This window comes from Blautia sp. An46, from assembly GCF_002161645.1.
Classification (GTDB): domain Bacteria; phylum Bacillota; class Clostridia; order Lachnospirales; family Lachnospiraceae; genus Blautia; species Blautia ornithocaccae.
Window position 1 is genome coordinate 48962 of sequence record NZ_NFIF01000008.1, and the last position, 26060, is coordinate 75021.

Annotated in this window: 28 protein-coding genes, 1 tRNA gene and 1 pseudogene; 7 read left to right on the forward strand and 23 right to left on the reverse strand. The window is 45.8% G+C overall.

The features are described from left to right. Positions 1-22: 22 nt before the first annotated feature. The 9 genes from B5G00_RS08015 to B5G00_RS08055 all read right to left on the reverse strand — a co-directional run bounded on the left by B5G00_RS08015 (position 23) and on the right by B5G00_RS08055 (position 9037). Positions 23-847, reverse strand: coding sequence for an HD domain-containing protein (locus B5G00_RS08015; RefSeq protein ID WP_087271159.1), 825 nt, complete (start codon positions 845-847; stop codon positions 23-25). 74 nt (positions 848-921) lie between these two features. Next, positions 922-2412: a threonine synthase gene (thrC, locus tag B5G00_RS08020; RefSeq protein WP_087271163.1), complete on the reverse strand. Its 1491-nt coding sequence runs from the start codon at positions 2410-2412 to the stop codon at positions 922-924. A 16-nt stretch (positions 2413-2428) separates the two neighbouring features. Beyond that, on the reverse strand, positions 2429-3280 hold the full coding sequence (locus B5G00_RS08025) for a cell wall hydrolase (protein WP_087271166.1): 852 nt from the start codon (positions 3278-3280) through the stop codon (positions 2429-2431). Between the two features lie 64 nt (positions 3281-3344). Then, the gene (locus B5G00_RS08030) at positions 3345-5000 is read right to left on the reverse strand and encodes a 2-isopropylmalate synthase (protein ID WP_087271168.1); all 1656 of its coding nucleotides are present in this window, start codon (positions 4998-5000) and stop codon (positions 3345-3347) included. A gap of 89 nt (positions 5001-5089) precedes the next feature. Then, positions 5090-5797 (reverse strand): hypothetical protein, encoded by a 708-nt coding sequence (locus tag B5G00_RS08035; RefSeq protein ID WP_087271171.1) that lies wholly within the window; start codon positions 5795-5797, stop codon positions 5090-5092. Positions 5798-5812: 15 nt separating this feature from the next. Further along, complete coding sequence (locus tag B5G00_RS08040) at positions 5813-6493, reverse strand: hypothetical protein (protein WP_087271174.1); 681 nt, start codon at positions 6491-6493, stop codon at positions 5813-5815. Position 6494: 1 nt separating this feature from the next. Beyond that, positions 6495-7376, reverse strand: coding sequence for an ATP-binding cassette domain-containing protein (locus B5G00_RS08045; RefSeq protein WP_087271177.1), 882 nt, complete (start codon positions 7374-7376; stop codon positions 6495-6497). Beyond that, complete coding sequence (locus tag B5G00_RS08050) at positions 7369-7749, reverse strand: GntR family transcriptional regulator (protein ID WP_087271181.1); 381 nt, start codon at positions 7747-7749, stop codon at positions 7369-7371. Before B5G00_RS08050 ends, B5G00_RS08045 begins: the two co-directional genes overlap by 8 nt. 235 nt (positions 7750-7984) lie before the next feature. Next, on the reverse strand, positions 7985-9037 hold the full coding sequence (locus B5G00_RS08055; protein ID WP_087271184.1) for a zinc-dependent alcohol dehydrogenase family protein: 1053 nt from the start codon (positions 9035-9037) through the stop codon (positions 7985-7987). 245 nt (positions 9038-9282) lie between these two features. Here B5G00_RS08055 and B5G00_RS08065 point away from each other — a divergent pair, with 245 nt between their 5' ends. Further along, entirely contained in the window at positions 9283-10140 is an 858-nt protein-coding gene (locus tag B5G00_RS08065) for an AraC family transcriptional regulator (protein ID WP_087271191.1), read from the forward strand. Positions 10141-10179: 39 nt separating this feature from the next. After that, positions 10180-10253, forward strand: a tRNA-Pro gene (locus tag B5G00_RS08070). A 183-nt stretch (positions 10254-10436) separates the two neighbouring features. On the opposite strand, the gene B5G00_RS08075 is transcribed toward B5G00_RS08070, so the two are convergent. From B5G00_RS08075 to B5G00_RS18995, 8 genes are all read right to left on the reverse strand, one after another. After that, positions 10437-10910: a hypothetical protein gene (locus tag B5G00_RS08075; RefSeq protein ID WP_087271194.1), complete on the reverse strand. Its 474-nt coding sequence runs from the start codon at positions 10908-10910 to the stop codon at positions 10437-10439. Positions 10911-10935: 25 nt separating this feature from the next. Continuing rightward, positions 10936-11277, reverse strand: coding sequence for an LPS biosynthesis protein (locus tag B5G00_RS08080; RefSeq protein ID WP_087271506.1), 342 nt, complete (start codon positions 11275-11277; stop codon positions 10936-10938). 23 nt (positions 11278-11300) lie between these two features. After that, positions 11301-11723, reverse strand: a complete 423-nt coding sequence (locus B5G00_RS08085) for an N-acetyltransferase (RefSeq protein ID WP_087271196.1) — start codon at positions 11721-11723, stop codon at positions 11301-11303. 15 nt (positions 11724-11738) lie between these two features. Then, complete coding sequence (locus tag B5G00_RS08090; protein WP_087271199.1) at positions 11739-12119, reverse strand: EF-Tu/IF-2/RF-3 family GTPase; 381 nt, start codon at positions 12117-12119, stop codon at positions 11739-11741. 26 nt (positions 12120-12145) lie between these two features. Further along, positions 12146-12931: a methyltransferase domain-containing protein gene (locus tag B5G00_RS08095; RefSeq protein ID WP_330396330.1), complete on the reverse strand. Its 786-nt coding sequence runs from the start codon at positions 12929-12931 to the stop codon at positions 12146-12148. A 213-nt stretch (positions 12932-13144) separates the two neighbouring features. After that, positions 13145-13513, reverse strand: a complete 369-nt coding sequence (locus B5G00_RS08100; protein ID WP_162613498.1) for a hypothetical protein — start codon at positions 13511-13513, stop codon at positions 13145-13147. Beyond that, complete coding sequence (locus B5G00_RS08105; RefSeq protein WP_087271205.1) at positions 13447-13713, reverse strand: hypothetical protein; 267 nt, start codon at positions 13711-13713, stop codon at positions 13447-13449. Before B5G00_RS08105 ends, B5G00_RS08100 begins: the two co-directional genes overlap by 67 nt. Before the next feature lie 34 nt (positions 13714-13747). Continuing rightward, positions 13748-13891: a hypothetical protein gene (locus tag B5G00_RS18995; protein WP_164496690.1), complete on the reverse strand. Its 144-nt coding sequence runs from the start codon at positions 13889-13891 to the stop codon at positions 13748-13750. 393 nt (positions 13892-14284) lie between these two features. On the opposite strand from B5G00_RS18995, the gene B5G00_RS08110 reads away from it, so the two are divergent. After that, positions 14285-15898: a mannitol dehydrogenase family protein gene (locus tag B5G00_RS08110; protein WP_087271512.1), complete on the forward strand. Its 1614-nt coding sequence runs from the start codon at positions 14285-14287 to the stop codon at positions 15896-15898. A 116-nt stretch (positions 15899-16014) separates the two neighbouring features. On the opposite strand, the gene B5G00_RS08115 is transcribed toward B5G00_RS08110, so the two are convergent. From B5G00_RS08115 to B5G00_RS08130, 4 genes are all read right to left on the reverse strand, one after another. Continuing rightward, a complete protein-coding gene (locus B5G00_RS08115; protein ID WP_087271208.1) occupies positions 16015-18621 on the reverse strand; it encodes an ABC transporter permease in 2607 nt (868 codons plus the stop codon). Between the two features lie 5 nt (positions 18622-18626). Continuing rightward, a complete protein-coding gene (locus tag B5G00_RS08120; protein ID WP_087271211.1) occupies positions 18627-19289 on the reverse strand; it encodes an ABC transporter ATP-binding protein in 663 nt (220 codons plus the stop codon). Positions 19290-19407: 118 nt separating this feature from the next. After that, on the reverse strand, positions 19408-20259 hold the full coding sequence (locus B5G00_RS08125) for a sensor histidine kinase (RefSeq protein WP_087271214.1): 852 nt from the start codon (positions 20257-20259) through the stop codon (positions 19408-19410). Positions 20260-20262: 3 nt separating this feature from the next. Then, entirely contained in the window at positions 20263-20931 is a 669-nt protein-coding gene (locus tag B5G00_RS08130; RefSeq protein WP_087271217.1) for a response regulator transcription factor, read from the reverse strand. A 137-nt stretch (positions 20932-21068) separates the two neighbouring features. Here B5G00_RS08130 and B5G00_RS08135 point away from each other — a divergent pair, with 137 nt between their 5' ends. The 3 genes and pseudogenes from B5G00_RS08135 to B5G00_RS08145 all read left to right on the forward strand — a co-directional run. After that, entirely contained in the window at positions 21069-21950 is an 882-nt protein-coding gene (locus B5G00_RS08135) for an ABC transporter ATP-binding protein (RefSeq protein ID WP_087271220.1), read from the forward strand. Next, positions 21947-22732, forward strand: a complete 786-nt coding sequence (locus tag B5G00_RS08140; RefSeq protein ID WP_087271223.1) for an ABC transporter permease subunit — start codon at positions 21947-21949, stop codon at positions 22730-22732. The genes B5G00_RS08135 and B5G00_RS08140 overlap by 4 nt, the downstream gene beginning before the upstream one ends. A 138-nt stretch (positions 22733-22870) precedes the next feature. Continuing rightward, positions 22871-22981: pseudogene (locus B5G00_RS08145) on the forward strand (MerR family DNA-binding transcriptional regulator); the annotation flags it as partial. A gap of 151 nt (positions 22982-23132) precedes the next feature. Here the strand turns inward: B5G00_RS08145 and leuD are convergent. Further along, the gene (gene leuD, locus B5G00_RS08150) at positions 23133-23624 is read right to left on the reverse strand and encodes a 3-isopropylmalate dehydratase small subunit (RefSeq protein ID WP_087271225.1); all 492 of its coding nucleotides are present in this window, start codon (positions 23622-23624) and stop codon (positions 23133-23135) included. Between the two features lie 13 nt (positions 23625-23637). After that, the gene (leuC, locus tag B5G00_RS08155) at positions 23638-24906 is read right to left on the reverse strand and encodes a 3-isopropylmalate dehydratase large subunit (RefSeq protein ID WP_087271228.1); all 1269 of its coding nucleotides are present in this window, start codon (positions 24904-24906) and stop codon (positions 23638-23640) included. Between the two features lie 148 nt (positions 24907-25054). Here leuC and B5G00_RS08160 point away from each other — a divergent pair, with 148 nt between their 5' ends. Next, entirely contained in the window at positions 25055-25966 is a 912-nt protein-coding gene (locus B5G00_RS08160) for a LysR family transcriptional regulator (protein ID WP_087271231.1), read from the forward strand. The last annotated feature ends 94 nt before the right edge of the window (positions 25967-26060 follow it).

A 26060-nucleotide genomic window follows, 5' to 3' on the forward strand; every position in this document is an offset into this window, starting at 1 on the left:
ATACTCTAGTATATGGATTATTTCAACAAAAATGCATATCTGTCTCAGGGAAATTTAACCTTGTTTTTACACAGATCTTATTTTCCTGTACATATTCCAGGCAGATTTTCCGCACTTCCTCCATGGCTTCTCTGGTATTTTTTCCCTCATAGTCCATCCGGTCAATACACCTATTTATATAATCATTTTCCTGGATGAAACGGAAACTGGAAGGAAAATTCAAATCGAAAATAAAAGCCAGATAGGAAATCCACATATCAAGGTGAGTTTTTCTTTCTTCTCTATACACACATCTGTGCTCTCTCACTGCCTGAAGTACATTCTCAGAAACCCCTTCCCTCTGGATTTCTTCCCTGGTAAGATCAAAATGAGCCTCCAGACTGTCCACAGATTTTACCCGGAAGTTATCCAGTTTATCTGCATCTCTGATAATCTTACAGTGGAGAAGGGTCCTTGGGTCCTGAACTTCTGGAAGACTATACAAAGAGTGAAAAGCAATGGCCTGTCTGATGATATCATCATAATCTCCGGATAAAATAAATTTACGAATCTCTCCTTCTTCAAAAAGCAGCCGGACGCCAAACATGGCATGGTCAAAGCGATTGTCATCATAACTATTATAGACTTTCAGCTGTTCAAATCTTCCAATATCATGAAGAAGGGCAATGAGAAGAGCCAGTTCTCTGTCTTCTTCTCCCATTCCTTCCCTACTGCAGATATAGTCTGCCGCCTTTACCACGCCAAAAGTATGTTCCTGCTTTAAGCGGATTTTGGAATTTTCCAGGTCAAAATTCCGAAGATATTTTTCAAACTCCAGCTTGGCATGATCAAAGTCAATTTTTCCCATGGTGCGCCTCCGTTTTTTCTCTGTCCCCTAAAAAGAGAAAGGTAATATTCTATCTCTCTTTCCAAACATTTCCGTCACTGGATCTTCAATATCTTCTTTACCACTTCCGGCATTTCTCCTGCTTCCGCCACTGTATTATGGCGCACCGGCGCTGTACGGATTTCATCTATGGCTCTGGGAATCTTTACTCCTGAAATCTTTTCCAGTTCATCTGCCAGAGCAAAATCATCCATATCTCCATATTTTTTATCAATAGCAGTCATAACACTTCTGGTAAATTTATACGGACTTGCCGTAGAAGCAATCACTGCAGGCTTATCATCTCCTGTTTCAGTCAGATATTTCTCATAAACCTCTGCTGCTACAGCTGTATGAGTATCCAGTACATACTGATTGTCCTGATAAAATCTGCGGATGATCTCTGCAGTTTCTTCCTCTGTGGCATAGTTTCCGTAGAATTCCTTTAATCCTTCTTCCATCTGAGGAGTAATCTGATAAACGCCTTTTTCTGTCAGTTCGTTCATCAACTCCCGGTTCTTCTCACTGTCTTCTCCTGCAATCCGGTAGATCAGCCGTTCCAGATTGCTGGAAATCAGGATATCCATAGACGGTGAGGAGGTAAGGATAAAGTCTCTGTTCCGGTCATAACAGCCTGTGCGGAAGAAATCAAACAATACTTTGTTTTCATTAGAAGCACAGATAAATTTTCCATAGGGAATTCCCATCTGTTTTGCATAATAGGCAGCCAGAATATTTCCAAAATTTCCAGTAGGCACTACTACATTGATCTCTTCTCCTTTTTGAAGCTCCCCTCTCTCCATCAGCTTCACATAGGCATAGACATAGTAAGCCACCTGAGGAACCAGACGTCCGATATTGATAGAATTAGCAGAAGAAAACTGATACCCGGCCTGGTCAAGCTCTTTTGCCAGTTCTTTATCATTAAACATTTTCTTTACGCCGGACTGGGCATCATCAAAGTTTCCGGTAATGCCCACCACATAAGTATTTTCCCCTTTCTGGGTCACCATCTGTTTCTCCTGAACAGGGCTGACGCCATTCTTCGGGTAGAATACAATAATCTTTGTCCCCGGTACGTCTGCAAAACCTGCCATAGCAGCCTTTCCCGTGTCTCCTGATGTAGCTGTGAGGATCACGATCTCATTCTTCACCTGGTTTTTCTTAGCAGCAGTAGTCAGCAGGTGAGGCAGGATAGACAGAGCCATATCCTTAAAAGCTATAGTTGGTCCATGGAAAAGCTCCATGATATAGGTGTTCCCTTTCTTTACCAAGGGAACGATCTCCTCTGTATCAAACTTGCTGTCATAAGCATTCTCGATACAGGATTTCAGCTCTTCCTCTGTAAAATCTGTCAGAAAACGGCTCATAACTTCATAGGCGATCTCCTGATAGTCCATCTTTGAGAGAGTATCCAGATCAACATCCAGTTTTGGGATATTGTCCGGTACAAATAATCCTCCGTCATCAGACAGTCCTTTCAGAATTGCCTGAGATGCTGTAATCTTCTCTCCTGTTCCTCTTGTACTCTTATATAATACCTGCATGTTCTGTATCCTTTCTTTAGGGGTATTTATAAAACGTATGAACCCCATGCTTAAATAAATATTTCAGATCACTTTTAAACCATTTTACATTATCCTGGTCTGCAGTAGATTCCTCTACAAAATACAAGGCTCCCTGGGAATAATCTTCCCCATCAATGGCCCTGTTTACTGCTTCTCTGGTTTCCTCTGACACTGTTACTGTATGGATCCTGCCGTCTACAGTAGGCGAAAACTGAGGGCTTCCCGCCACATTCTGCCACACAACTTCTGTAACCGTAGATGGGAACTCCGGATGTTCTATCCGGTTAAAGATTACATTAGCCACCAGGATTTTTCCTATATCATCTTCTCCTCCGGCTTCTGCCTCTACGATTTTCAGAAGAGTTTCATAATCTTCATCTGACATAGTCAGATGTTGTTCTGACATGCCAATAGACTCATTCTTCAAAAGTTCCAGATTTTCTGAACCTTTTTCTGCAAAATCCAGATGAGAATCCAGTTCTCTCTTACTTACCCTCTGACCTACAAGGACAACTTCAAAGGAGGTTCCCACCTTCGTCACTTCCGACTGGGCCTCCTGTCCAGCCAGAACGCCCTGGATAATGGACCCCAGCCCGCAGACCTCGTCCTCCTCTGGGTCAGCCTCTTCCTGCCGTTCCTCCTTTTGTTTCGGAGTTTCTTCTTGATTCTTTCCCTGGGCATGAACACTATTACAGGAAAAAGATATAGCTGCCACAGCAATGGCTCCCACTACAAAAACAGCTTTGTCCCGCCTGCTTTTCTTGGATATTTTCCGTCTCCCCGCCCATTCTGACACACGCTCTATAAGACAGTGGATGCCGGCTAAAATTGTACAAATAATATTCATACTCTTTTTTCCTTTTGTTTTCTATTGTCACAATTCCTTCAAAAGGTCTCTCTTATTTTTTTAATTATCTGTTATTGATGGCTGTCACCAGAGCATCAATTGAAGCCCGGATAATATCGGGGTCTACTCCCGCGCCCCAGGCCAGACTTCCATCTGGCTTCCGGATTCCCACATAAGCGATAGCCTTGGAACTGGAACTCTGCTCCAGAGCATGCTCCTGATAAGTTACCAGGTCATACTGGAAATCATAAGCTTTCTTCAGGGCATTGCTCACTGCATTGAGGCGTCCATTTCCGGCAGCTTCTGTGGTAATGGACCTTCCGTTAAACTCTGAGGTCACCTGGGTAGTGATCCCGTCCTCTTTCTGCTGGAAATGCACCTCTGTGATATCCAGAGGAGATTTTACATTCTCAAAAGTCTTCTTAAACAGTTCAAAAATTTCCTCAGGTTTCAGTTCCTTCTGAGTATGATCAGATACAGCCTTAGCGGTATAACCCATGGCTTCTCTCATCTTGGCAGGCAGGTTCAGACCGTACTTGGTCTCCAGGATATATCCCACACCGCCCTTGCCGGACTGGCTGTTGATACGGATAACATCTGCGTCATAATTTCTTCCCAGGTCTGTCGGATCAATGGGAAGATATGGCACAGTCCAATGATCCGGCTTTTTCTCCTCCAGCCAGTGCATACCTTTTGCAATGGCATCCTGGTGAGAACCGGAGAATGCAGCAAATACCAAAGCGCCGCTGTATGGACTTCTCTCGTTGATCTTCATGCCGGTAAATTCTTCATATTTCTCACTGATCTGTGTCATGTTGCTGAAGTCCAAATTAGGTTCCACCCCTTGAGAATACATATTCAGAGCCAGGGTAACAATATCTACGTTTCCTGTTCTCTCACCGTTTCCAAAAAGGGTTCCCTCAATCCTGTCAGCTCCTGCCAGAAGTCCCATCTCCGCATCGGCCACACCGCAGCCTCTGTCATTATGAGGGTGGAGGGATACTACTACATTATCTCTGTATTTCAGGTTCTTGCACATATACTCAATCTGGCTGGCGTAAACATGAGGCATGGAGTGCTGGACCGTAACCGGCAGATTGATGATGGCTTTCCTGTCTGCAGTGGGCTGCCATACATCTAATACAGCATTGCATACTTCCAGAGCATACTCCGGCTCTGTACCTGTAAAACTTTCCGGGCTGTACTCAAAACGGTAGTCTGCATCTGCCTCCTCTGTAAGTTCTTTCAGAAGAACTGCTCCATCCACAGCGATCTTCTTGATCTCTTCTTTGGATTTTCTAAACACCTGCTCTCTCTGGGCTAAAGAAGTAGAATTGTACACATGTACAATGACATTCTTCGCTCCTTTTACTGCTTCAAAAGTTTTCTTGATAATATGCTCTCTGGCCTGAGTCAGTACCTGGATGGTCACGTCGTCAGGAATCAGGTTTTCTTCAATTAGAGTACGGAGGAAGGTATATTCCGTTTCAGAAGCGGCAGGAAATCCCACCTCAATCTCCTTAAATCCGATTTTCACCAGCATTTTGAAGAATTCAATCTTCTGTTCCAGGTTCATGGGGATCACCAGTGCCTGGTTTCCATCCCGCAGATCCACGCTGCACCAGATCGGTGCATGATCTACATAGTCTTTCTCAGCCCAGTCCAAACATTTCACCGGGGGAAGAAAATACTGCCTTTTGTATTTACCGCAATTTTTCATTCTTCAATTCCTCCCATTCCACTTTACAATAGCTTCTTATTAAGATACCATTTTCCGGTGAAAACGTCAATTCTTTTGGAGGAATTTACTCAGTTTACGCCTGCTTTCCGAAGCCCAAATACCCCTGCCAGATACAGTGCGCCTCCTATAAGCGCTCCGAAAAACAACTGTATAACCATGGCAGTTTTCAGAATATTCCCTGCCGCTTCATGAAACCAGGGTGTCTGAATAATCTTCGGCAGTACTCCAGCCGCCAGAAGCCATAAAAAGACCAGTATCCAGCCGCCTCTTGTGTGAAACCGATGGATAAATGCCCCTCCTGCACAGGACAGTCCTGTGATCAGCAGCCCATAGACTGGAAGCCAGGGTATAGATACATAATCTGAAAAAATACTGATCGCAGTCTCCAGTTGTCTGGTCCCCGGAGAGCCGGAAAAGAGACTATGAGAAATCAGCATTTCCAGTTCCAGAAAAATCTTCAGTTCCACAACCATGATCAGACTCTGAAAAAAGGTCACAATGCCTGATACAAAAAGAAATTCCTTTCTGGTATGACCAAAACGCAAATAAAAATCATATCCATAGAATACCTCTGTGCCAAAGCCTATAACGCACATGATTATGCCTCCAAAAGCAGCCAGCATGGTGGCGAAAGGCAGAGCCCCAGGCAGCTGCGTCCCTGCTTTCATGGCTCCGGTAAACAGGTTTCCAAAAATCCATACTATTCCAGTCAGTGAAATATAGATATAAAACTCCTTTTTCCTGATCTTCCAAAGTGCTCTTACGCTTTTCCACATACTCTCCACCTCCTGCTATATGCGGATTTCCAGATTTTTCAACAGCTTCCAGGAAAAGTATTCCATAAGATGATAGACTACTATAAAAACCAGCAGCCAGAGCAGCGGATTTTCCTGTAAAAACAAGAACGACATCTGTATCTCAATGATATCCTCTGCATCTATGATGGCCATAACGTTATAACCCACAAATCCCCCGATACCGGCGCAGGCAACTACTATAGCAGCCAAGACGATCCACTGTTTTCTGGTCTTTAGATAGAGGATTGTCAGCAGCTCCATAGCTCCCTGTACCAGCATCATCAGCACAAAGCCCCAGAAGACCATGGTCAAATCTTCTGTTTTCACAGAAGGCCACCTTCCAAACGTAACAGCCGCTGCGGAAATAAGGGCTATGAAAAGAGCGCTGAGCAGCTTGGCAAACTGCATATCCTCAAATGATTTTTTTCTGGTATATCCCATAAAAATTTTCAAAGGTTCATATACGCTATATCTGGAATAGACCATAAGCATTAAAGTAGCCGCTGACACTATGACAAGTCCCCCTGCAAACATAGAGCCTGCAATTTCTTTCACACTTTCCAGGCTCCACTGGGAAAGACGGAAAAACTGTGCTATGCATAGTAGGAAAACCATACCTGATCCCACCCAGACATTCTCCCATACGACTTTTAGGATTCTCTTACCTCTCTTCATATCACTCTTCCTCCCCGGCGCACAAAGAAACAAATACCTTCTGAAGGTTCATTGGCTGCAGTGTGATTCCCTGGGTCTGGTTCAGGGTTTCTCCCTCTTTCAGCCTGACCATAACACTTTTGCTCCTGCCTAAGATTTCCTGGTGATGGATTTCTTTTCCTTTAACTGCCTCATCTACTTCCTCTGCTCTGCCGCTGACATAGATACTGTGCTCCAGCAGTTCCTGGGTATTTTCTTTCAAAAGAATTCTTCCCTCATGGAGGAAGATTACTTCCTCAAACAGGTCTGCCGCTTCCTCAATGATATGAGTAGAGATAACAAAAGTCCTGCCGCTTTCTGTAAACTCTTCCAGTAAGAGTCTATAAAACTGTTCCCGGGCCACTACATCCAGGCCGGAAACCGGTTCGTCCATAAAAGTAAATTCCGCCTTGCCGGCCAGTGCCAGCACAATAGAAAGCATGGAAAGCATGCCCTTAGACAGCTTCAATGTCTTTTTCTTTTTATCCAGATGAAACAGTTCTACTAATTCTTCTGCCATATTCTTATCCCATTTAGGCAGATAGGCCTCTGCCATTTCCAGATAATCCTTTACCCTAAGACCAGAGGAATCTCCCACTCCATTGGGACTGATTTCCCTGGAAAAGAAAATCTCCTCAAGGGCCCTGGAGTTCTCCCACACCTTTTCTCCATTCAGAAGAACATCTCCTGAAGTGGCCGGATTCTGGGCGGAAAGAATAGACAGCAGCGTAGTCTTCCCGGCGCCATTTCTTCCGATGAGGCCGTAAATCTTCCCCTGCTCCAGTGTCAGGTCTATATTGTGGAGCACTTCCTGTTTCCTGTATTCCTTGACAATTCCCCTGCATTGTAAAATTTTTTCACTCATTTTCTTTCCCTCCCTGGTTCCATGCGATCATTTCAATCAGTTCCTCTTTGCTGATCCCCAGATTAGCTGCCTCTGCCAACATGGCTTTTACATAGTCTTCAAAAAAATGTTCCCTTCTTTTCTTTCGGATCGCCTCCTTGGCGCCTGCCGCTACAAACATACCGATTCCCCTTTTCTTATACAAAATACCTTCGTCTACTAAAAGATTCACGCCCTTAGCTGCTGTGGCCGGATTAATGGCGTAAAGTTTCGCCAGCTCATTGGTGCTGGGCACTCTTTCCTCTTCCAGGAGAATATCCCTCAGGATATCTCTTTCAATCATTTCCTTAATCTGAAGATAAATCGATTTCTCCTGATTCAAAAGTTCCTGCAAGATTTCTCACATCCTTTCTATTCTGTCTATGGACCCATAAATTCTTTTTTGTTTCTTCTCTGAATCTTGCTTTACATTTTTAGTTCATTGCTTATATGGTTCATTACTTGTGTAATTAACCATATCACTAAGCATTAAAAAAGTCAATAGAAAAACCGGAAAAACAGATTTTTTCCTGCTTTTCCGGTTTTCTGTATGAGTTTCTATTTTTGCCTGTGTCCGGCTCCTTTTCCGTCTATTTTTCAAAAGTAACTGCAACTTTGCCGCAGTTTCCACCTGCCATAAGGGCATAAGCCTCTCCGGCCTTCTCCAGTGGAAACTCATGAGTGATCAGCTTTTCCGGATGAATGTTCCACCGTACCAGGTGCTCTGTCAGTTCTTCCATTTTCCAGAGAGAAGTTACCCAAGAGCCATAAATAGTTTTCTGTCCATGGATCATATCCGGGCTGGGATTCAGGGTGCTGGTACCTCCTTCCCCTACAAAAGCAATCCTTCCCCAGTCTCTGGTTCCCCGGACCGCAAGCTGCCGGGCCTGGTCATTGGCGCTGGCATCAATAGCCCGCTCTGCTCCATGTCCCCCTGTAGCCTCCAGAATTTCTTCTAAAGCTCCCTCTCCCGGCTTAATGATCAAATCTGCAAGTCCCAATTTTTTCGCCAGATTAATCCGGTAGTCATTTATCTCCACACCGATCAGTTTATCTGCACCCATAGCTCTGGCCAGCATTAAAGCTGCAAGCCCCACTGGCCCCAGTCCCGTAACCAGCACTGTATGATTTCCGGAAATTCCTATTTTCTCAATTGCTTCATAAACGGTTCCAAATCCGCAGGCTACCTGAGCACCGTCCTTATAAGTCAACGGTTCCGGTAATGGGATCAGGTCTTTTTCCTCTGCAAGGATATAGGGCGCCATACCGCCGTCTCTCTGCCAGCCATAAGCTCTTCTGTACTGACTCTTGCAGGATATATAATACCCCTTCCTGCAGTCATGGCAGACACCACAGCCGGAAATATGATAGACAATGACCCTGTCTCCTTTCTTAAACCGCCGCAGTCCCTGGCCTTCCTCTACGATCTGCCCGCAGGGTTCATGACCTGCAATGGTTCCTGGGATATAAGCCTCCGGTCCTTTTCCCACATGTTTCCGGTAAATACAGCGGATATCGCTGCCGCAGATAGTAGATGCCATAGTTTTTATCAGCACCTGGCCGAATCCCGGCTTTGGAATTTCAAAATCTTTCAGTTCCACTGTGCTGTTGCCTGGCAGGATCGCACCTTTCATTGTACCCATCTTAAAATCCTCCTCTGTGTTTTCTCTGTGTTTTTATTTATCTTTATTATACGTTTATATGAAGTTTCTTTAAGAGAGAACAGCGACAGCTTTCAGAAAATATGTCGTCTTTTCGCAGGTTTATTTATATTCTTTCTTGACTGTCCTCTTCTGTTCCTGATAGACTGTAAGAAAACCGGAAGAATTTCTGAAACCGCCTGTTGGATTACTAAAAACAACGTTATTCCCTGTCAGGAGGAAATAAAATGAACACCCTGCTCCAGAATCTGGATTTTACTTTCACTGTTGAAAATATCCCCGTCCATGTCCTTACCATTGCCCTTTGCCGTCAGGTACTCCATGTACCTTTTCACAGCCATGGCGCCGGCTGCTATGAGCTGCACTATATCGTCTCTGGGAAGGGGGAGATCCATTTAAAAGATGGATATTTTCACACAGCTCCGGAAACCTTTTATATGGCAGGTCCTCACATAGAACATTCTGAGATTTCCCACAAAAAAGAACCCATGGTGGAATTCTGCCTTTATTTCCATATAGACCATTGCCTTCCCAGTATCATTAGCGGAAAAAAGCCGATCCTGTCTGCTCTGATCTCCCAGGATCTTATTCTGGAAAGAAAGGGCTCCTGTCTGCTTCCTCTTTTAGAAGAGCTGAAAGAGGAGCTGGAGAAAAAGCCCTTTGGATATGGGGAATACATCTGCGGCCTCCTCAAACAGATTTTTATTCTCTGCATCCGCAGTTCCCGGTCCGCTGCCAGTGAGGGAAATTCCTCTTCTCCTCAGAATCTGGTCCTGCAAAAATCCGTCATTGCAGAAGATTATTTTTTATATGAATATGAAAATCTGAGTCTTAGGGAACTGTCCCGCCGCTTAGGTTTAAGCACCAGGCAGACAGAACGTTTCCTGAAAGAGTTTTACGGACAGACCTTTCTGGAAAAGCGGACTCAGGCCCGTATGGAGCGGGCTCTGGTCCTTCTGGGGCAGCCAGGCCAGACTGTCACCTCCGTATCCAACGCCCTGGGATACTCCTCTCCAGAACACTTTTCAGGGGCCTTTCGAAAATACTTTGGTTCCAGTCCAAAAAATTTTCTAAAAAAGTGTTGATTTTTAAAAAAATTCTGGTATAATAGCATTTGTTGATTGCGGGGTATGGCGTAGCTTGGTAGCGCGCACGGCTGGGGGCCGTGAGGTCGCAGGTTCAAATCCTGTTGCCCCGATAGATTGAGGCTGGACTTCCACATAAGGAATTCCAGCCTTTTTTCATTATAATATGACATATCCTGGAGAGTGCATGGCAAATCTTCTTCTCTTTCTGCGCTCTGATTTCCGCAGCCTGAAGCTGCCAGTAATAAACAGCAGGTCAATAATAGGATTCTCTTTTTCAACTTCTTCCCCTTCTTTTAAAATCCCAGCTCCGTAAAGCTTCCTTCTGTCATCCCCAACTGTATATCAAATCTGGTATCTTCTCCTGCTACAAGTTTTATCCTGCTTTCTCCCTTTTCCAGGGAGATGCTTTCCTGGGCATTTAGTTCCCCTGGAGAATCACACTCTGCCAGAGTGGTCAGAGCCCCTTCCGGGTCAATAAGCACTACTTTCAATTTACCGCTGTATAATGTGATTTCATAAGAGAACTCCACTTCTGTAGTTTCCTGGGCTTCCCAGGACCATACGGTATCCATTCCTTCCAGTCTTTCCACAGAAGCAGTCCACTTATCTTCCTCTATGTTCTGCTGGACTTCGTCCAGATTAAAGGAATTAGAATCGCTGGAGATTTCTTTTTCATTATCATATAAATCTGCCATCCGGTTGCCTCCGCAGCCGCCGATACTGAAAGCCGCCAGCAAAGCCAATGCTGCCGTTAATTTTCCTCTCATTCGCTTTTCACCAGCCTTTCCCTGCTCACTGAGGAGTTTTTATATCTTTACGGAGAACTTCCTTAGGCGGTTCAATCTCATTTGCCAGGGTATGTTCTGTTAATTCCGATAAAACCTTAAATTTTTTATTCAGCATAGGCCGCATACAATTAGGCACATGCTCCTGATGGGCTCTGTGTATAGCCACACATTCTTTGCAGTTTCCATGATAACGGCAGGCCTTCTGACAGGGACAGTGGTCCTTATCTTTATATTCTTCTCTGAACTGGGCTGCAAACTCTTCCTGAAGACGAAGTCCTTCTGCCCGGTTTCCTTTATGAAATTCCTCCATTGCCGCCAACTGTTTCGGATTATTCTCAATGATCATTCTGGTTTCCTCCCTCGTTTTTTTCAGAAATGCCACTTCATGGCGTATTCTTTCTCTCCGGTCTCCTGATCTACAGATTCCATTTCTATCTGGAATCCTTCCCGTTTATAGAATTTTACTGCCCGGGTATTTTTCTGATAGACCTTCAGACTTAAATGGGGCTTTTCTGCTTTGATATGATCCAAAAGCTGCCCGCCGATCCCCCTGGACTGTACCTGTTCCAGGACAAAAATTCCTGCAATATAATCCTCGTACAGGCCCACAAAGCCCTGGATCTGCCCGTTCTCCTCCCAGACATAGACTTCTGCCTGGGGAAGCATTTCTCTTACCAGCTCGTAATTATTCTCCCAGTATCGAGACGGTATAAAATCATGGGCTTTTATATTCGTATCCAGCCAGATTTTGGAAACTCTGTCCAGATCTTCTTTTTCCATTTTCCTGATCATGTATTGTCCCTTCTATCAGCTCTGCATTTCATATTTTCCGCCGTTTTTGATCGCCAGGACCGCTCCCGGCTGTACCTGTTCCTTGCTGACGCCTCGAAGAGCGATCCCTACCTGCTCGGTAGCATAGGCGGCACGGTTTGGTTTCCGCTCTTTTGTCCGCAGGTCTATTCCTGTGATCACTGTCTCTAAGGCCGTTCCGTTCTGGAGGATAAAGGCAGTCTCTCCTACCCTGCACATACCGGATTCAATCCTTCCTGCCACTACCGTTCCGTTTCCGGCAATAGCAAAAACTCCTCCTACCTTCATGATGAAATCCTGTTGCAGACACTGGGGCACATTGATCCGCTCCATATATTCTGCTTCTTTTTCCTTTTTACTTTTTCCAAATAATCCCATAGAAACCTCCTGAAATCACAAAAAATTTAACATTTCTTTTTAAGCTCGGCCATGGCCCCATAATGCAGGATATCAAATTCTTCCGGTGCGATTTTTTCCAGAAGCCTGCGGTGCTCCTGTTCCCACAGGACGATTTCTCTTTCAGGAAGGGAAGCCCCGATCCCTCTGCAGGCTTTCATCCTTCCATTCCAGGTTTCTCTGGTAAAATGCACTTTTAAAGGATATTCTTCATGATAAACAAGGTCAAATTTTTCACTGTAGCATTCCGGTATCTGTATCGGCCTCATCGTCTCTCCTCCGCCGCTCCAGCCGGGGTTATATTTTAGCACCAGTTCTTCACTTGCCCCTGCAATTTTATCTTCAAAAGGCAGCCAGGCCATATAGAGGACAAGGATACGTCCCTCTCTGTCCAGTATACGGTAAAGTTTAGGCATAATCTTTTGGTGATCAAAATACCAGAAGCACTGGCAGGCTGTGACCACATCAAAAGACCCTTCTGGAAAATCCAGATCCTCCACCGACATTGTGATATAGTCAATGTCCATGTCCTTTGACAGTCGCTTTGCTTCCCGAATCTGATTTTCTGCAATATCGACTCCTACCCATTTGGCGCCGTATTGATACATATTTCTGGGCAGGACTCCGGTTCCCGTACCAAGATCCAATACCCTCTGTCCTTTCACGCACAAGTTTCTTTCCACAATTCTTTCATAAAATTCTTTTGGATAGATATCCCGAAATCTGGCGTAATCCTCCGAAACTTTTCCCCAGTCAAAGGGACGTCCCTGGTCTATGGCTTTATCCGCCATCATTATAAACAGCCCCTTTCTTATATCTGCTTTTATAAACTTCTGTATTTTCTCTATCCTGCTATTTTCAGGAATTTCTGCCGCTAAGTCCATTATAACAGACCCTTACCTGGTCTGCCATCGTATTTTTTCAGTCTTCCCATACTTCCCCATAGAAAAATCCTGTATTCTTTGTCCATTCACAAAGAATACAGGATTCCCATTGAAATATAAAGATCATAACATTTTCAGGTATCTCTCAAGTTTTTCTGTATTAAACTGCGGGATATAATTTTTCTTCATAAAGCTTATCTCCCGTGGGCTGGCGATATGAAAATTTTTCCCCGATATCCGTCCTGTGACATCATATATTCCATGATTAAAGGCAACTGCACAATGCTCCTCCACCCGGTTGATCACGATTTTGGAATCTCTGATCCCCTGATGCAGAAGTTCCGCCAGCCAGTAGCAGCCTCCTTTCAGAAAAAGGGTCTTCCAGTGTTGATCATGGAAATAACTTTCCAACATCTGCAGGACTCTCAGATAATAGCTCTCTCCACATTTTCCAGAAGAATCCATCCCGCATTGGATTTCAGTCTTCCCCATAATTCCTGTCCTTTTCCCCAGCGCTCTTCAATAATCTCCAGCCGCTGGTCGTCTGATATGGTTCCCATTTTCACATATTCTCTTCCCGGCCCGGCATATAAGGGCAGGAAATCCTCTAACAGCCGGATTCTGTAAGGCAGCCGTGAAACAGGCTCTCTTTTCGAAGTTTCCATGCCGTTTCTGGAATTCTCTCTCTCCATAATGTATGCTCCTCCGCTTTTTCTATTTACAAGTTCAGGAATCTTTCTCCTGCGCTTCTCTTTCAAGTGTTTCAATCTCCCGCCTTATCTTCTGGCATACGCCATAATTGTTTCTGTCATTTACTTCCAGACGGTGAAGTCTGTCTCTTAACAATCGGATTCTCTGTAAATATTCCATGTCTGTTCATCCTTTCTACTCTCCAATATGTGCATAAAAGCATATCCCCTTGACCTATGTCCGGGCATAAACATATAAAAAATGCGCCCGGTTATCTTTTACAATAACCGGGCGCACCCGACATCTTCTCGACTCGCAGCTGCGGCTGTCCGTCCTCAGATGATCGTATTCAATTTCCTGATCAGGTACAACTATTATAATACTTATATCTCTGATGTCAACCTTTTTCTTATATATTGCAACAGTTCCGCCCCCACTATTCGCAAAACTGCACTAACGCCCTTACTTTGGCTGAACAGTTGCTATATATTTCCTCCACATTTTGTGCTATCATACACTTAACACAACTTCTGTACTGCGTATACAGGAAAAGACAGATTGGAGGAAAAAAAGATGAAGCTTTCACTGGAAGGACTCAAAAATAAAGGGGAATGGGAAGCCGCCGGCATCGCCCTCCCCGGTTATGATGTAGAAAACGCAGCAAAAAAAGCACAGGCAGCTCCCAGATGGGCCCATTTGGGGATCGGCAATATTTTCCGTATTTTCATCGGCAGTATCGCTGACGGACTGCTGGAAAACAGAGAACTGGACACGGCTCTCACTTGTGTAGAAACTTTTGACTATGATGTAGTGGACAAGATCTATCGTCCCTTCGATAATCTGGGCCTCAGTGTTGTCCTGAATACAGACGGAACCAGAGATTACAAAGTTCTTGGAGCTTTTGGGGAGGCTGTAAAAGCACAGAGTACAGATCCGGAACAGTGGAACCGTCTGAAAGAAATTTTTGTTTCCCCATCTTTGCAGCTGGTGTCCTTCACCATCACGGAAAAAGGCTATGCCCTGACCAACGCAGAGGGGAAATACCTTCCTTATGTCCAGGCAGACATTGATCATGGGCCCGACAGAGCCACAGGGGCCATGGCCATAGTTACAACCATGCTTCTGGAACGGTACAAAAAAGGCGGTACGCCTCTTGCCCTGGTGTCTATGGACAACTGTTCACAAAACGGCAGCCTTCTACGCAGTTCTGTACTGACCATGACAGAGGAATGGCTGAAAAGAGGGTATGTAGATCAGGGATTTGCCGACTATGTGGAAGATGAAGGTAAAGTCTCCTTCCCCTGGACTATGATCGATAAGATCACACCCCGTCCCAATCCGGTCATTGCCGCTGATCTGAAGGCTCTGGGCGTGGAAGATATGCAACCAGTAGAAACTTCTAAAAGAACCTACATCGCACCGTTTGTAAATGGAGAAGATCCCCAGTATCTGGTCATTGAGGATCATTTTCCCAATGGGCGTCCGGCTCTTGAAAAAGGAAAAGGCGTCTATCTGGGAAGCCGGGACACCGTGAATAAATCCGAGCGTATGAAAGTCACTGCTCTGTTAAACCCGGTTCACTCTGCTGTTGCTCCCCTGGGGGTATTGCTGGGAGAAGAATTCTTTGCCACTTTGATCAATCACGATCCAAAACTGATGAAACTGGCAAAAATGGTGGCTTATGACGAGGGTATGCCTATGGTACCGGATCCCGGTATCCTCAGCCCTAAAAATTTTGCAGATGAGCTGTTCCAGCTTCGCTTTGTAAATGAATATCTTCTGGACACCAACCTGCGTATTGTCACAGATGAATCTCAGGGCCTTGGAGTCCGCTTCGGAGAAACCATCAAAGCTTATACCGCCAAATACGGCAGTGCCGAAAGACTTACTGCCATTCCCCTGGGCATTGCCGGGTGGCTCCGGTATATGCTGGGTGTAGACGACCAGGGAAATTCCTACACCCTGGCCCCTGATCCCATGGCAGAAGAACTCACCCGGGCTTTCCAGGATATTGTCATCGGAAAGCCGGAAACTCTCAAAGACCAGTTAAAACCTATCCTCTCCAACGAGAAAATTTTCTTCACAGACCTTTATAAAAACGGCCTGGGAGAAAAGATCGAAGGATTTTTCCGGGAAATGATCTCCGGAAAAGGAGCGGTAAAGGCAACCATCTACAAATACATCTAAGATAATAGATACCGCCCTCTGGAAATCATATATTGTTATAAAAGAGACCATTTCTTAAAACCCTGCCTTTTTATATAAGGCCCCGGATTTTATGAAATGGTCTCTTTTTGTCTCTCTTATTCCATTACCTTCAGCCGCTCCACCACCGGCTGTTTTTCCGTCTTCCTGTACATAGACAGGGGCAGCGCCCCACAGAGGAAAAACAGAAGCCCCAGACAGAGTACCAGAAGCAGCGCCGGATATTGGAAAACAAAGTATGCAAGCCTCTGTTTTATGAGAATCCCTTCCACCCACAAAAGAAAACTTCCAATAGTCACCACGCCCAGGGTAACAAGGAGTGCAGTGAAGATTCCCTCCAGAAGGAGCATTTTCCGAAGCTGTCTTCTGGTAAAGCCCAGGCTTTCCAGTACTGCCAGCTCCCGTCTGCGCATAGCCAGGCTGGTCATGGTCACATTGAAATAATTAGCAATTCCCATCATGAGAAGAAGGGCGCACAGAGCTCCCATGACAATCCTGCTGGAAGTGATATAGTCTCTCGCTGCCGCCAGCTCATCGGACTTTGCATCCAAAGTTAACATATCGGAACTCATCATGAGTTCTGTTCCCTGTGCCACATTTCCCCTTTCCCGGTTATACCGGGAAATGATACCTGCCAGCTCTGCTTTCAGCAATGGCTCTTGTTCCTCTTCTACCTCCAGATCCACCCGGAAGATCTGTTCTGTCAGACCTAATTTCTGAAATCCCTTTTCACTTATTAGAAAGTAAAAAATACCCCCTCCATTCCAGGTAGTTGCCATCCGTTCCAGGCCTTTCTCATAGGAATCCAGATATCCAGCAAACTTCATAATTGTAGAATGCTCTCCTGCCATATCTGTAATCTGGAATTCTTTTCCCATATCTTCCCTGCCTTTTTCCTCCTGGATCCTGGAAAGCAGGTGGGTATGGAAAAAAATCAGCCCTTCACCCTGACGGACACTTTCCGGATCCACATACAGCCCTTTTTCCTCTTTTAACTTTTCCAGATCCTCCAGCCACTGGTCACTGACCACCTGGATCACAACTCCATAATTCCGGTTCCGGTCCTCCATATCTGCCGTATACACCTGAAGGGCCTCCTCTCTTAAATCCACTTTTCCGTAGCCGCCCCAGGCGGTATCATTATCCGTCACCCCTTTCAGGCTAACAATCTCGTCTCTCAGTTTCGGTGAAAAGAACACCTGGTCTGCCGGATACTCCTCTACGATATTTGCGTTCATATGGCAATCAATCTGGAAATCCGGGCGTCTCTGGTTAATCTTATTGGTCTGATCTGTTCCTACTGAAAGGACCACAGCCCCCAGAGAAATCAGGATTCCCAGTCCCAGAGAAAGAAGGGTAAGAATAAAACGCCTTTTAAACCGGAATAGATTCCTCCAGGCCATAGCCGGAATCCCCCCGGAATACCCCCATGACTTTTCCACAGCAGATTTCTTTGGATTTCTGTCCACTCCTGTCTTTTTGCATTTACGGATCCCTGCTTTTTCCGGATGCGGTTCTTTCTGGCCGGTATATTTTACCGCTTCCACCGGCGACATCTTTACTACCCGGTTCATGGCCCAGAGAGAACTTAACAAGGTCACAAGTCCCCCGAAAACAACGGCCAGGACCAGGATCCAGGGGCGGAAGGCGATCATTGCAGAAGCTTCTCCCCTCCCCTGCAGATACATTCCGGTAAGGAGCCGGGGGATTACCGTTACAGTGATCAGGATTCCTGCTGCTCCTCCAAGGACACAGCCTCCTGCCAGGATCCTGCCGGTCTGACGGAGAACAATAGACCTCAACTGTTTTTTCGTAGTTCCCATCGTTTTCAACAGCCCGTACTGCCGGATATCCCGGCTAAGAGAAATGTACATGACATTATAAAGGAGCATGGCCGCTCCAAACAGGATCAGCCCTGCCATAAGAACAGCCGTATCAAAGCCTCCGGCCAGATCATAGACAGACTGCCTGTAAAATGAAATCCCTCCGAAAAACTGCTGGCTGTCATCCCGCATTTCCACGTCCCGATACAGCATATCCTCAATGGCTTCATCATCAATGTTATCCTTCTGCTGAATGAGCAGAGTGGTGTTTTCCTCTTTCTCCATAGTCAGACCCTGAAGAAATTCCTGGGAAAAATAGCCTGCCGGCCTGTATATAGCAGGATCCCGGTAGTCTGTATAATATCCGGACAGGATAAAGGTCTTCTCCAGTTTTTCTCCCCCTGGAAGGTTAATGCCGGCTGGGATTTCCATACCAAGCTCTGGCTCATGGATCCCTATCGCTTCCATGGCCCGGACAGGAAGCATGATCTCTTCTGTCTTTTGGGGGTATTCCCCATGGATATCCGAATAGGCAGGAGCCGTCATTTTCTCCCAGCCGGTCTCATCCAGCACTTCACAGCTGTAGTCTTCTGTATTTCCTATATATACACTGCTCCCTACAACCTTGATATAAGGAAGGGCTTCTATTTCCTCCTGCTGTTCCTTGCTTCCCCGTTCCAGGGTGGTAGAGGCCGCCGTGCCGCTGTTTCGCATATACAAAAGGATATCTGTTTCCAGTTTCCCCACTGCCAGACTGAAAACCCCGAAAAGCATCATAACGGTAAGGGCCACAGCGGCAGTCAGGATCCGGTTCCGGCTCTTATTACTGTTATAACTTTCCCTGGCAAGAAGGGATGCAATTTCCTGATTATTATTTCTCATCCTCCTCACCTTACCTTTCCGTCTTCGATCCGGATAATCCGGTCTGCCATCTGGGCAATCTCTTCGTTGTGTGTCACTAATAGAATGGTCTGGTGAAAAGCTTCTGCACTGGCTTTTAAAAGGCCCACCACCTCTATACCGGTCCTGGAATCCAGGTTTCCGGTAGGCTCGTCACAGAGCATCACCGCCGGCTTGGTGCTTAAAGCCCGGGCGATAGCCACTCTCTGCTGCTGGCCTCCGGAAAGCATTCCCGGCATGTCCAGAAGCTTCTCCCGAAGCTTTAAGGTGTCCGTGATCTCCTCCAGAAAAGCAGTATCCGGCTTTCTCCCGTCCAGCTTTAAGGGAAGGGTAATATTCTCCTTTACATTCAGTATGGGAAGGAGATTATACGTCTGGAACACAAAGCCGATGTTCCTTCTGCGAAATACCGTCAGCTCCTCTGTATTCATTTCTCCCAGAGCTTTTCCCCTGATAAAGACCTGCCCGCTGGTAGGATAGTCCAGACCTCCCAGCATATTTAAAAGGGTAGTCTTGCCGCTTCCGGAAGAGCCCGCGATAGCTGCAAATTCTCCTTCTTCTACAGACAGTGAAACCCCGTCCAGGGCCCGGACTTCCCCTGACAGGGTCTTATAGATTTTTTTCAGATTTTCTGTTCTTAAAATTTCCATACCTGTATCCCCCTGTTTCTTTTCTATGGCAGCAGTCTGACAAAACCATGTATCGCTGCCTTTGTTTTCAGTCTATCAGGGAATACTTACAAACTCCTTACAGCCATAAAACTTTTCCTTATTCTTCCGGCAGATAGATGCTTACGGAAAGACCCGGCTCCTGACGTTTCAGCCTCAGAAAGCCTCCATGCTGGTGGACGATCTCCCGGGCCAGGTACAGGCCCAGGCCGAATCCTTTCTCTCCGGATACATTTTTTCCCCGGTAAAATCTTCCGAAGACCAGATTCTCCTCTCCTTCTTCGATCCCTCTGCCCCAGTCACAGACCCGGATCTCTGTAAACATCTCATTTCTCACAACGGTCATCAGGATCTGTCCATACTCTTCCGAATATTTTACACTGTTATCCAGAAGGTTATACACCGCCTCTCCCAGCCACTGCCGGTCATGGGGCGCCTGTTCTCCCTCCGTCATTTCCAGGCGGATCTCTATATGTTTTTCCTCTGCCTCTTTTTTCACCTGGAGGATACTTTCCAAAAGGGTCTCCTGAAGATCCCGGGCTTCCTTCCGGATCTGAATGATCCGGCTTTCCAGCCTGGCCATTTTGATCAGCCCTTCTGTGAGGAACCGGATCTTCTCCTGGGATTCTCTCAGTGCCAGAAGATAATTCTCCCTCTCTTTTTCCTCCCAGTCCATGGTTTCCAGAAGTTCCAGATAGCTTTCCATATTTGCCAGAGGGGTCCGAAGCTGGTGGGCAGTATCTGCGATCAGCCCACGGATCTCCTCCTTCTCTTTGCCCAGGGCCTGGTCCTTTGCCTTCATGATTTCCCCCAGGCGGAGGATCTGGCTGCGGACTTTGGAGGGCAGGGTATCCTGGCTGATTCCCGCTGTCTCTGGTTCCTCTCCGTTTATCAGTTTTTCCAGGGCCTCCGATAAGGCCTCCATCTCTTTTCTGTTCTGAAGCTGAAACATCTTCTAATCTCCAAAAGTATAGCCCAGGCCGAATACATTCCGGATATACACAGGATTTTCCGGATCCGGCTCAATTTTCTTTTTCAGACGGTTTAAAGTTACATTCACGGTATTTTCCTCGACAAAGGCTCCCTGATTGTCCCAGACCTGTTCCAGGATCATGGTCTTGGTCAGTACTCTTCCCCGGTTCCTGGCCAGCAGATCCAGAAGGGCATATTCCCTTGGGGTGAGACGGATCTCTTCCCCTTCCCTTGCCACCTGTTTTCTTTCCGGATCTATGGTCAGTCCCCGGTAGAGAAAAACTTCCTTCTCTCCCTGTGTCCTGCGGAGGACCGCTTCCACATGTTTCAGCAGCACTGCCATAGAAAAAGGCTTTACCAGATAATCATCAGCTCCAAGATCAAAAGCCCGGAGCATATCTTCCTCTTCGTCTCTGGCCGTGAGAAACAGCACCGGAATCCTGCTGTACTCTCTGGCTGCCTGACAGATCCTGGTCCCCTCCCCGTCAGGAAGGTTAATATCCAGAATGATCAGTTCCGGCTTCTGCCGGATAAGCTTCATCCCCTCTTCCAAAGTATAGGCCCGGAGAGGATGATATCCCTTCTTTTCCAGCATTCTGGCCAGGGCTTCATTCAAAAGTCTATCATCTTCCAAAATTCCGATGGTCGTCATCTTCATATCTCCATTTATGTAAGTTAAAATCAAATTCCTGTTTCAGTTACAGGGTATCCTAAGGGAAAAACGTTGTCAATACCATTCATAAATGATATTATTTTGGAAACAAATCTGAAACAGAAAGAGGGGATAACATGAAAGCAATCAAGACTTCCGGGCTGACAAAATTTTACGGAAAAAATCCGGGAATACAGGACCTGAACCTGGAAGTGGAAGAAGGAGAATTCTATGGATTTATCGGCCCTAACGGAGCAGGAAAAAGCACCACCATCCGCACCCTCCTGGGACTTATCCGCAAAAGCAGGGGAACAGCTTCTATCCTGGGAATGGACATTGTAAAGGATCAAAAAGAAATCCTCTCCCAGATCGGTTATCTGCCTTCTGAGGCAGTCTTCTATTCAGGAATGCGGGTAAAGGAACTTCTCCGTCTATCTGCAGACCTTCATAAAAAAGACTGCCGGCAGGCCGGAAGGCTTCTATGCGAAAGACTTCAGTTAGATACTTCCAGAAAAATAGAGGAACTTTCCTTTGGAAACCGTAAAAAAGCAGCTATTGTCTGCGCCCTTCAGCATGAGCCCCGGCTGTGTATCCTGGATGAGCCCACCAGTGGCCTGGATCCGCTCATGCAGCGTGAATTTTTCTCTATTCTCCGGGAGAAAAACCAGAAGGGCATGACCGTATTTCTTTCCTCACATATCCTGTCCGAGATCCAGCGCTACTGCAGCCGGGCTGCCATTATCCGAAAGGGACAGATCATAGCTTCAGGCAGCGTAGAAGAGCTGTCCCGGACCAGTGCAAAACGGATAACGGTTCATGGAAAATTTACTCCGGAAGGCCTTGACGGTATCCGGGACCTGCAAAGTACAGAGGAGGAAAGCAGCTTTCTTTACAGCGGTGATATCAATCTGCTGCTCCAGGTTCTTTCTTCCCAGCCCATAAAGGATCTGAATATCTCTGAACCAGATTTGGAAGAGATCTTTCTTCATTACTATAGGGAAGGAGGCAACATTCAATGACAATCCTGAAACATGAAATGCGTCAGGGCAGAAATACTTTACTCATCTGGACGGCAGCTATTGGATTTCTCCTGGCAGTTTGTATCTTTCTTTTTCCTGAAATGGAAAGTGAGATGGAGGAAGTCAGTGATGCCTTTTCCTCAATGGGAAGCTTCAGCCAGGCTTTCGGCATGGATCAGGTCAGTTTTGGCACCCTTCTGGGCTTTTATTCCATAGAATGCGGGAATATCCTTGGACTGGGAGGAGCTCTGTTTGCAGCTCTTTGTGCTGTTTCCATGCTTTCCAAAGAGGAAAAAGACCATACCGGCGAATTTCTTCTTACTCACCCGGTAACCCGCCGCCGCATTGTTACAGAGAAACTGCTGGCTATAGTTTTTCAGCTCTTCCTGTTGAACATAATTGTCTTATTTCTATCCCTGGCTTCTGTTGTCTGGATTGGAGAAGAGATTCCATGGAAAGAACTGCTGCTTCTCCATCTGGCCTATTTTCTCCTTCAGCTTGAGATTGGCGGCATCTGCTTTGGCATCTCTGCTTTTCTGCGCAGGGGAAGCCTGGGAATCGGACTGGGCATTGCAGTTATCCTGTATTTTTTTAATATCATTGCCAACATCTCCGACGCCGCCGGATTCTTAAAATATATCACTCCTTTCGGCTATGCAGAAGGGACCGATATCGTCACCAATGTAAGTCTGGATATGCATCTGGTCATTCTGGGCATGGGCTATGGGATCATCGGAATACTTCTTGCTTATTGGAAATACAGTCGAAAAGATATTTTGTAGGAAGTAAATAGCCAGTTGCAGGACAATTGGTTTCACTACCTTCCGATTTTTCCAAAGTTATTCGCGAAAACTTTTTTGAGCCTCTTGACTCTGACGTTACGTCATAGTTTATGATATCTTTACATGGGAGAGATAATTATGCGAACAGTAAATGAAGTCAGCAAACTCACAGGAGTAAGTGTGCGCACACTGCACCATTATGATGCTATCGGCCTTTTAAAACCTGCAAAAGTAACCGAAGCAGGCTATTGAGATTTACTGTTCCAAGGAGTAAATACAATAGATACAACAGAAAGCGGATATATCGCATCTCACGATATATCCGCTTTCTGTTATTACAGCCAATTATCAGCCGTTGAACAATTTCCTTATCCCTCTTTATTTTATTTAAAATCCTCTGCTATTTCTGCTGGCTGTTAATGTAGTTTACTAATCCTTCAGCCTTAATGATCTTCTGCATAAATTCAGGGAATGCCTGACCTTTAAAGGTTGTTCCCTTAGTCTTGTTTGTAATGATTCCTGTGTTGAAATCCACCTCTACCTCATCTCCTACCTCAATGCCTTTAGAGGCTTCCGGGCATTCAATAATGGGGAGACCGATGTTAATAGCGTTTCTGTAAAAAATACGGGCAAAGGTCTCTGCGATCACACAGCTTACTCCTGCGGCTTTGATCGCCAGGGGCGCATGTTCTCTGGAAGAACCGCAGCCGAAGTTTTTCTCCGCTACGATAATGTCCCCTTTCTTCACCTTATTCACAAACTCCTTATCAATATCTTCCATACAGTGGGTTGCCAGTTCCTTCGGATCTGAAGAGTTCAGGTATCTTGCAGGAATGATAACATCTGTATCTACGTTGTCTCCATATTTAAAAACTGTTCCGCTTGCTTTCATCCTTCATTTCCTCCTATAATCCCAGTTCTTCCGGCACAGAAATCTTTCCGGTCACTGCGCTGGCTGCTGCCACCGCAGGGCTGGCCAGATATACCTCAGAATCCACATGGCCCATACGTCCTACAAAGTTCCGGTTGGTGGTGGAGATACATCTCTCTCCTGCTGCCAGGATGCCCATGTAACCGCCCAGGCATGGACCGCATGTCGGCGTGCTTACCACTGCTCCTGCCTCAATAAAGATCTTCAGAAGGCCTTCTTCCATAGCCTGAAGATAGATCTGCTGAGTGGCAGGGATCACAATACATCTGACGCCTTTTTTCACCTTTCTGCCTTCCAGGATCTTGGCGGCACATCTTAAGTCGTCGATCCTTCCGTTAGTACAGGAACCGATCACAGCCTGGTCGATGACCACATCTTCTGTGATCTGATCCATAGTCCTGGTGTTGGAAGGAAGGTGTGGGAAGGAAATGGTAGATTTCAGAGTGCTGAGGTCAATAGTATATTCCTCATCATAAACCGCATCCTCATCTGCCTCATAGATCTTGTATGGACGGCTAGAGTGTTCCTTCATATAAGCTTCTGTCAGCTCATCTACAGGGAAGATTCCGTTCTTTGCGCCGGCCTCAATAGCCATATTTGCAATGGTGAAACGGTCATCCATAGAAAGGTTTTTAATACCTTCCCCCACGAATTCCAGAGATTTATACAACGCTCCATCTACGCCGATCATCCCGATCAGATGAAGGATCACATCTTTTCCGCTGACCCACTTGGAAGGTTTTCCAACAATGTTGATCTTAATAGCGGAAGGCACTTTAAACCAGGCTTTTCCTGTAGCCATTCCCGCTGCCATATCTGTACTTCCCACTCCTGTTGAGAAAGCCCCTAAAGCTCCGTAAGTACAGGTATGTGAGTCCGCTCCGATAATCGCATCCCCTGCCACTGTCAGTCCTTTTTCCGGAAGAAGGGCATGCTCGATCCCCATTTCTCCTACATCAAAGTAATTGGTAATATCATGGCGGCAGGCAAACTCCCGCACACATTTACAGTGTTCTGCGGATTTAATGTCTTTGTTTGGAATAAAATGGTCCATAACAAGGGCTACTTTATCTTTATCAAAAACTGTATCTACCGTCATTTTGTCCATTTCGTGGATGGCCACCGGAGAGGTAATGTCATTTCCCAGTACCAGATCAAGGTCTGCCTCGATCAATTGTCCGGCTTCTACTTTATCCAATCCTGCATGGGCTGCCAGGATTTTCTGTGTCATTGTCATTCCCATAGCTTTCGCCTCCTACTACTGTTTTTCCTGTTCTGCTATTGCCATTCTAACATATGTTTTGTTATAATAGAAATACATATTAAACATGACAGACATAACTTAAATTCATAAACATTGCAGTTTATTCCTGTCAGAGAAAGGAGTGCTTATGGACCAGAACCTATCCCTATATAAAGTTTTTTATACAGTGGCAAATACAGGAAATATCTCAAAAGCAGCCACAGAGCTTTTTATCAGCCAGCCTGCCATCAGTAAATCTATCCGGAAGCTGGAGCAGAGCCTGGACGTTACACTGTTTTCCAGGAACTCCCGTGGGGTACAGCTTACTGAAGAAGGAGAGCTCCTGTACGACTACGTACAGAGAGCCTTTTACGCCCTTCAGACAGGAGAGGAACGGCTGAAAAAAATAAATGAACTGGGAATCGGGCACCTCCATATCGGCGTTTCCTCTACCTTGTGTAAATATATGCTTCTTCCCTATCTGAAGGAGTTTATCGCCCAGCATCCTCACATCCGGATCACCATTGAATGTCAGTCTACCTACCATACTCTTCAGCTTCTGCGGGAAAACAAAATCGATTTGGGTCTCATTGGAAAACCAGAACGGTATCATCATATTCATTTCGATTCCCTTGGAGAGATCGAGGATATTTTCGTGGCCACCCAGTCCTATCTGGATAATCTCTCCCTGCGTACAAACAATCGGGAGGATATTCTGAAATCCGCCACCCTTATGCTTCTGGACAAGGAAAATATCACCCGGCAGTATATTGACGATTACCTGTCACTTTTTCATATAGAAACCAACAATCTTCTGGAAGTTTCTACCATGGACCTGCTCATTGAATTCGCCAAGATTGGTCTTGGTGTGGCCTGCGTGATCCGCCAGTTTGTGGAAAAAGAACTCCGGGAGGGAACTCTGGTGGAGATTCCTCTGGATTCTCCCATCCGAAAAAGAGAAATTGGATTTGCCTATCTGGAGAATATCCAACAGACCACCGCGGTTCAGGAATTTATTAATTTCTATCGGCAGAGAACAGGATCCTTTGAGGAAGTGTAAGTTCTCCCGAACTTCTTTATAGAATTTCTATAATTCCACAAAGCAAAAAGAACCGCCCACAGAAACCGGAAAATCTTCCAGCTTCTGCAAGCGG

Excerpts from the sequence above, each read along its gene's own strand:
- B5G00_RS08015 (WP_087271159.1), bottom strand. The coding sequence starts at position 847 with ATGGGAAAAATTGACTTTGATCATGCCAAGCTGGAGTTTGAAAAATAT.
- thrC (WP_087271163.1), bottom strand. The coding sequence starts at position 2,412 with ATGCAGGTATTATATAAGAGTACAAGAGGAACAGGAGAGAAGATTACA.
- B5G00_RS08025 (WP_087271166.1), bottom strand. The coding sequence starts at position 3,280 with ATGAATATTATTTGTACAATTTTAGCCGGCATCCACTGTCTTATAGAG.
- B5G00_RS08030 (WP_087271168.1), bottom strand. The coding sequence starts at position 5,000 with ATGAAAAATTGCGGTAAATACAAAAGGCAGTATTTTCTTCCCCCGGTG.
- B5G00_RS08035 (WP_087271171.1), bottom strand. The coding sequence starts at position 5,797 with ATGTGGAAAAGCGTAAGAGCACTTTGGAAGATCAGGAAAAAGGAGTTT.
- B5G00_RS08040 (WP_087271174.1), bottom strand. The coding sequence starts at position 6,493 with ATGAAGAGAGGTAAGAGAATCCTAAAAGTCGTATGGGAGAATGTCTGG.
- B5G00_RS08045 (WP_087271177.1), bottom strand. The coding sequence starts at position 7,376 with ATGAGTGAAAAAATTTTACAATGCAGGGGAATTGTCAAGGAATACAGG.
- B5G00_RS08055 (WP_087271184.1), bottom strand. The coding sequence starts at position 9,037 with ATGGGTACAATGAAAGGTGCGATCCTGCCAGGCAACAGCACAGTGGAA.
- B5G00_RS08065 (WP_087271191.1), top strand. The coding sequence starts at position 9,283 with ATGAACACCCTGCTCCAGAATCTGGATTTTACTTTCACTGTTGAAAAT.
- B5G00_RS08075 (WP_087271194.1), bottom strand. The coding sequence starts at position 10,910 with ATGAGAGGAAAATTAACGGCAGCATTGGCTTTGCTGGCGGCTTTCAGT.
- B5G00_RS08080 (WP_087271506.1), bottom strand. The coding sequence starts at position 11,277 with ATGATCATTGAGAATAATCCGAAACAGTTGGCGGCAATGGAGGAATTT.
- B5G00_RS08085 (WP_087271196.1), bottom strand. The coding sequence starts at position 11,723 with ATGATCAGGAAAATGGAAAAAGAAGATCTGGACAGAGTTTCCAAAATC.
- B5G00_RS08090 (WP_087271199.1), bottom strand. The coding sequence starts at position 12,119 with ATGGGATTATTTGGAAAAAGTAAAAAGGAAAAAGAAGCAGAATATATG.
- B5G00_RS08095 (WP_330396330.1), bottom strand. The coding sequence starts at position 12,931 with ATGATGGCGGATAAAGCCATAGACCAGGGACGTCCCTTTGACTGGGGA.
- B5G00_RS08100 (WP_162613498.1), bottom strand. The coding sequence starts at position 13,513 with ATGGGGAAGACTGAAATCCAATGCGGGATGGATTCTTCTGGAAAATGT.
- B5G00_RS08105 (WP_087271205.1), bottom strand. The coding sequence starts at position 13,713 with ATGGAGAGAGAGAATTCCAGAAACGGCATGGAAACTTCGAAAAGAGAG.
- B5G00_RS18995 (WP_164496690.1), bottom strand. The coding sequence starts at position 13,891 with ATGGAATATTTACAGAGAATCCGATTGTTAAGAGACAGACTTCACCGT.
- B5G00_RS08110 (WP_087271512.1), top strand. The coding sequence starts at position 14,285 with ATGAAGCTTTCACTGGAAGGACTCAAAAATAAAGGGGAATGGGAAGCC.
- B5G00_RS08115 (WP_087271208.1), bottom strand. The coding sequence starts at position 18,621 with ATGAGAAATAATAATCAGGAAATTGCATCCCTTCTTGCCAGGGAAAGT.
- B5G00_RS08120 (WP_087271211.1), bottom strand. The coding sequence starts at position 19,289 with ATGGAAATTTTAAGAACAGAAAATCTGAAAAAAATCTATAAGACCCTG.
- B5G00_RS08125 (WP_087271214.1), bottom strand. The coding sequence starts at position 20,259 with ATGTTTCAGCTTCAGAACAGAAAAGAGATGGAGGCCTTATCGGAGGCC.
- B5G00_RS08130 (WP_087271217.1), bottom strand. The coding sequence starts at position 20,931 with ATGACGACCATCGGAATTTTGGAAGATGATAGACTTTTGAATGAAGCC.
- B5G00_RS08135 (WP_087271220.1), top strand. The coding sequence starts at position 21,069 with ATGAAAGCAATCAAGACTTCCGGGCTGACAAAATTTTACGGAAAAAAT.
- B5G00_RS08140 (WP_087271223.1), top strand. The coding sequence starts at position 21,947 with ATGACAATCCTGAAACATGAAATGCGTCAGGGCAGAAATACTTTACTC.
- leuD (WP_087271225.1), bottom strand. The coding sequence starts at position 23,624 with ATGAAAGCAAGCGGAACAGTTTTTAAATATGGAGACAACGTAGATACA.
- leuC (WP_087271228.1), bottom strand. The coding sequence starts at position 24,906 with ATGGGAATGACAATGACACAGAAAATCCTGGCAGCCCATGCAGGATTG.
- B5G00_RS08160 (WP_087271231.1), top strand. The coding sequence starts at position 25,055 with ATGGACCAGAACCTATCCCTATATAAAGTTTTTTATACAGTGGCAAAT.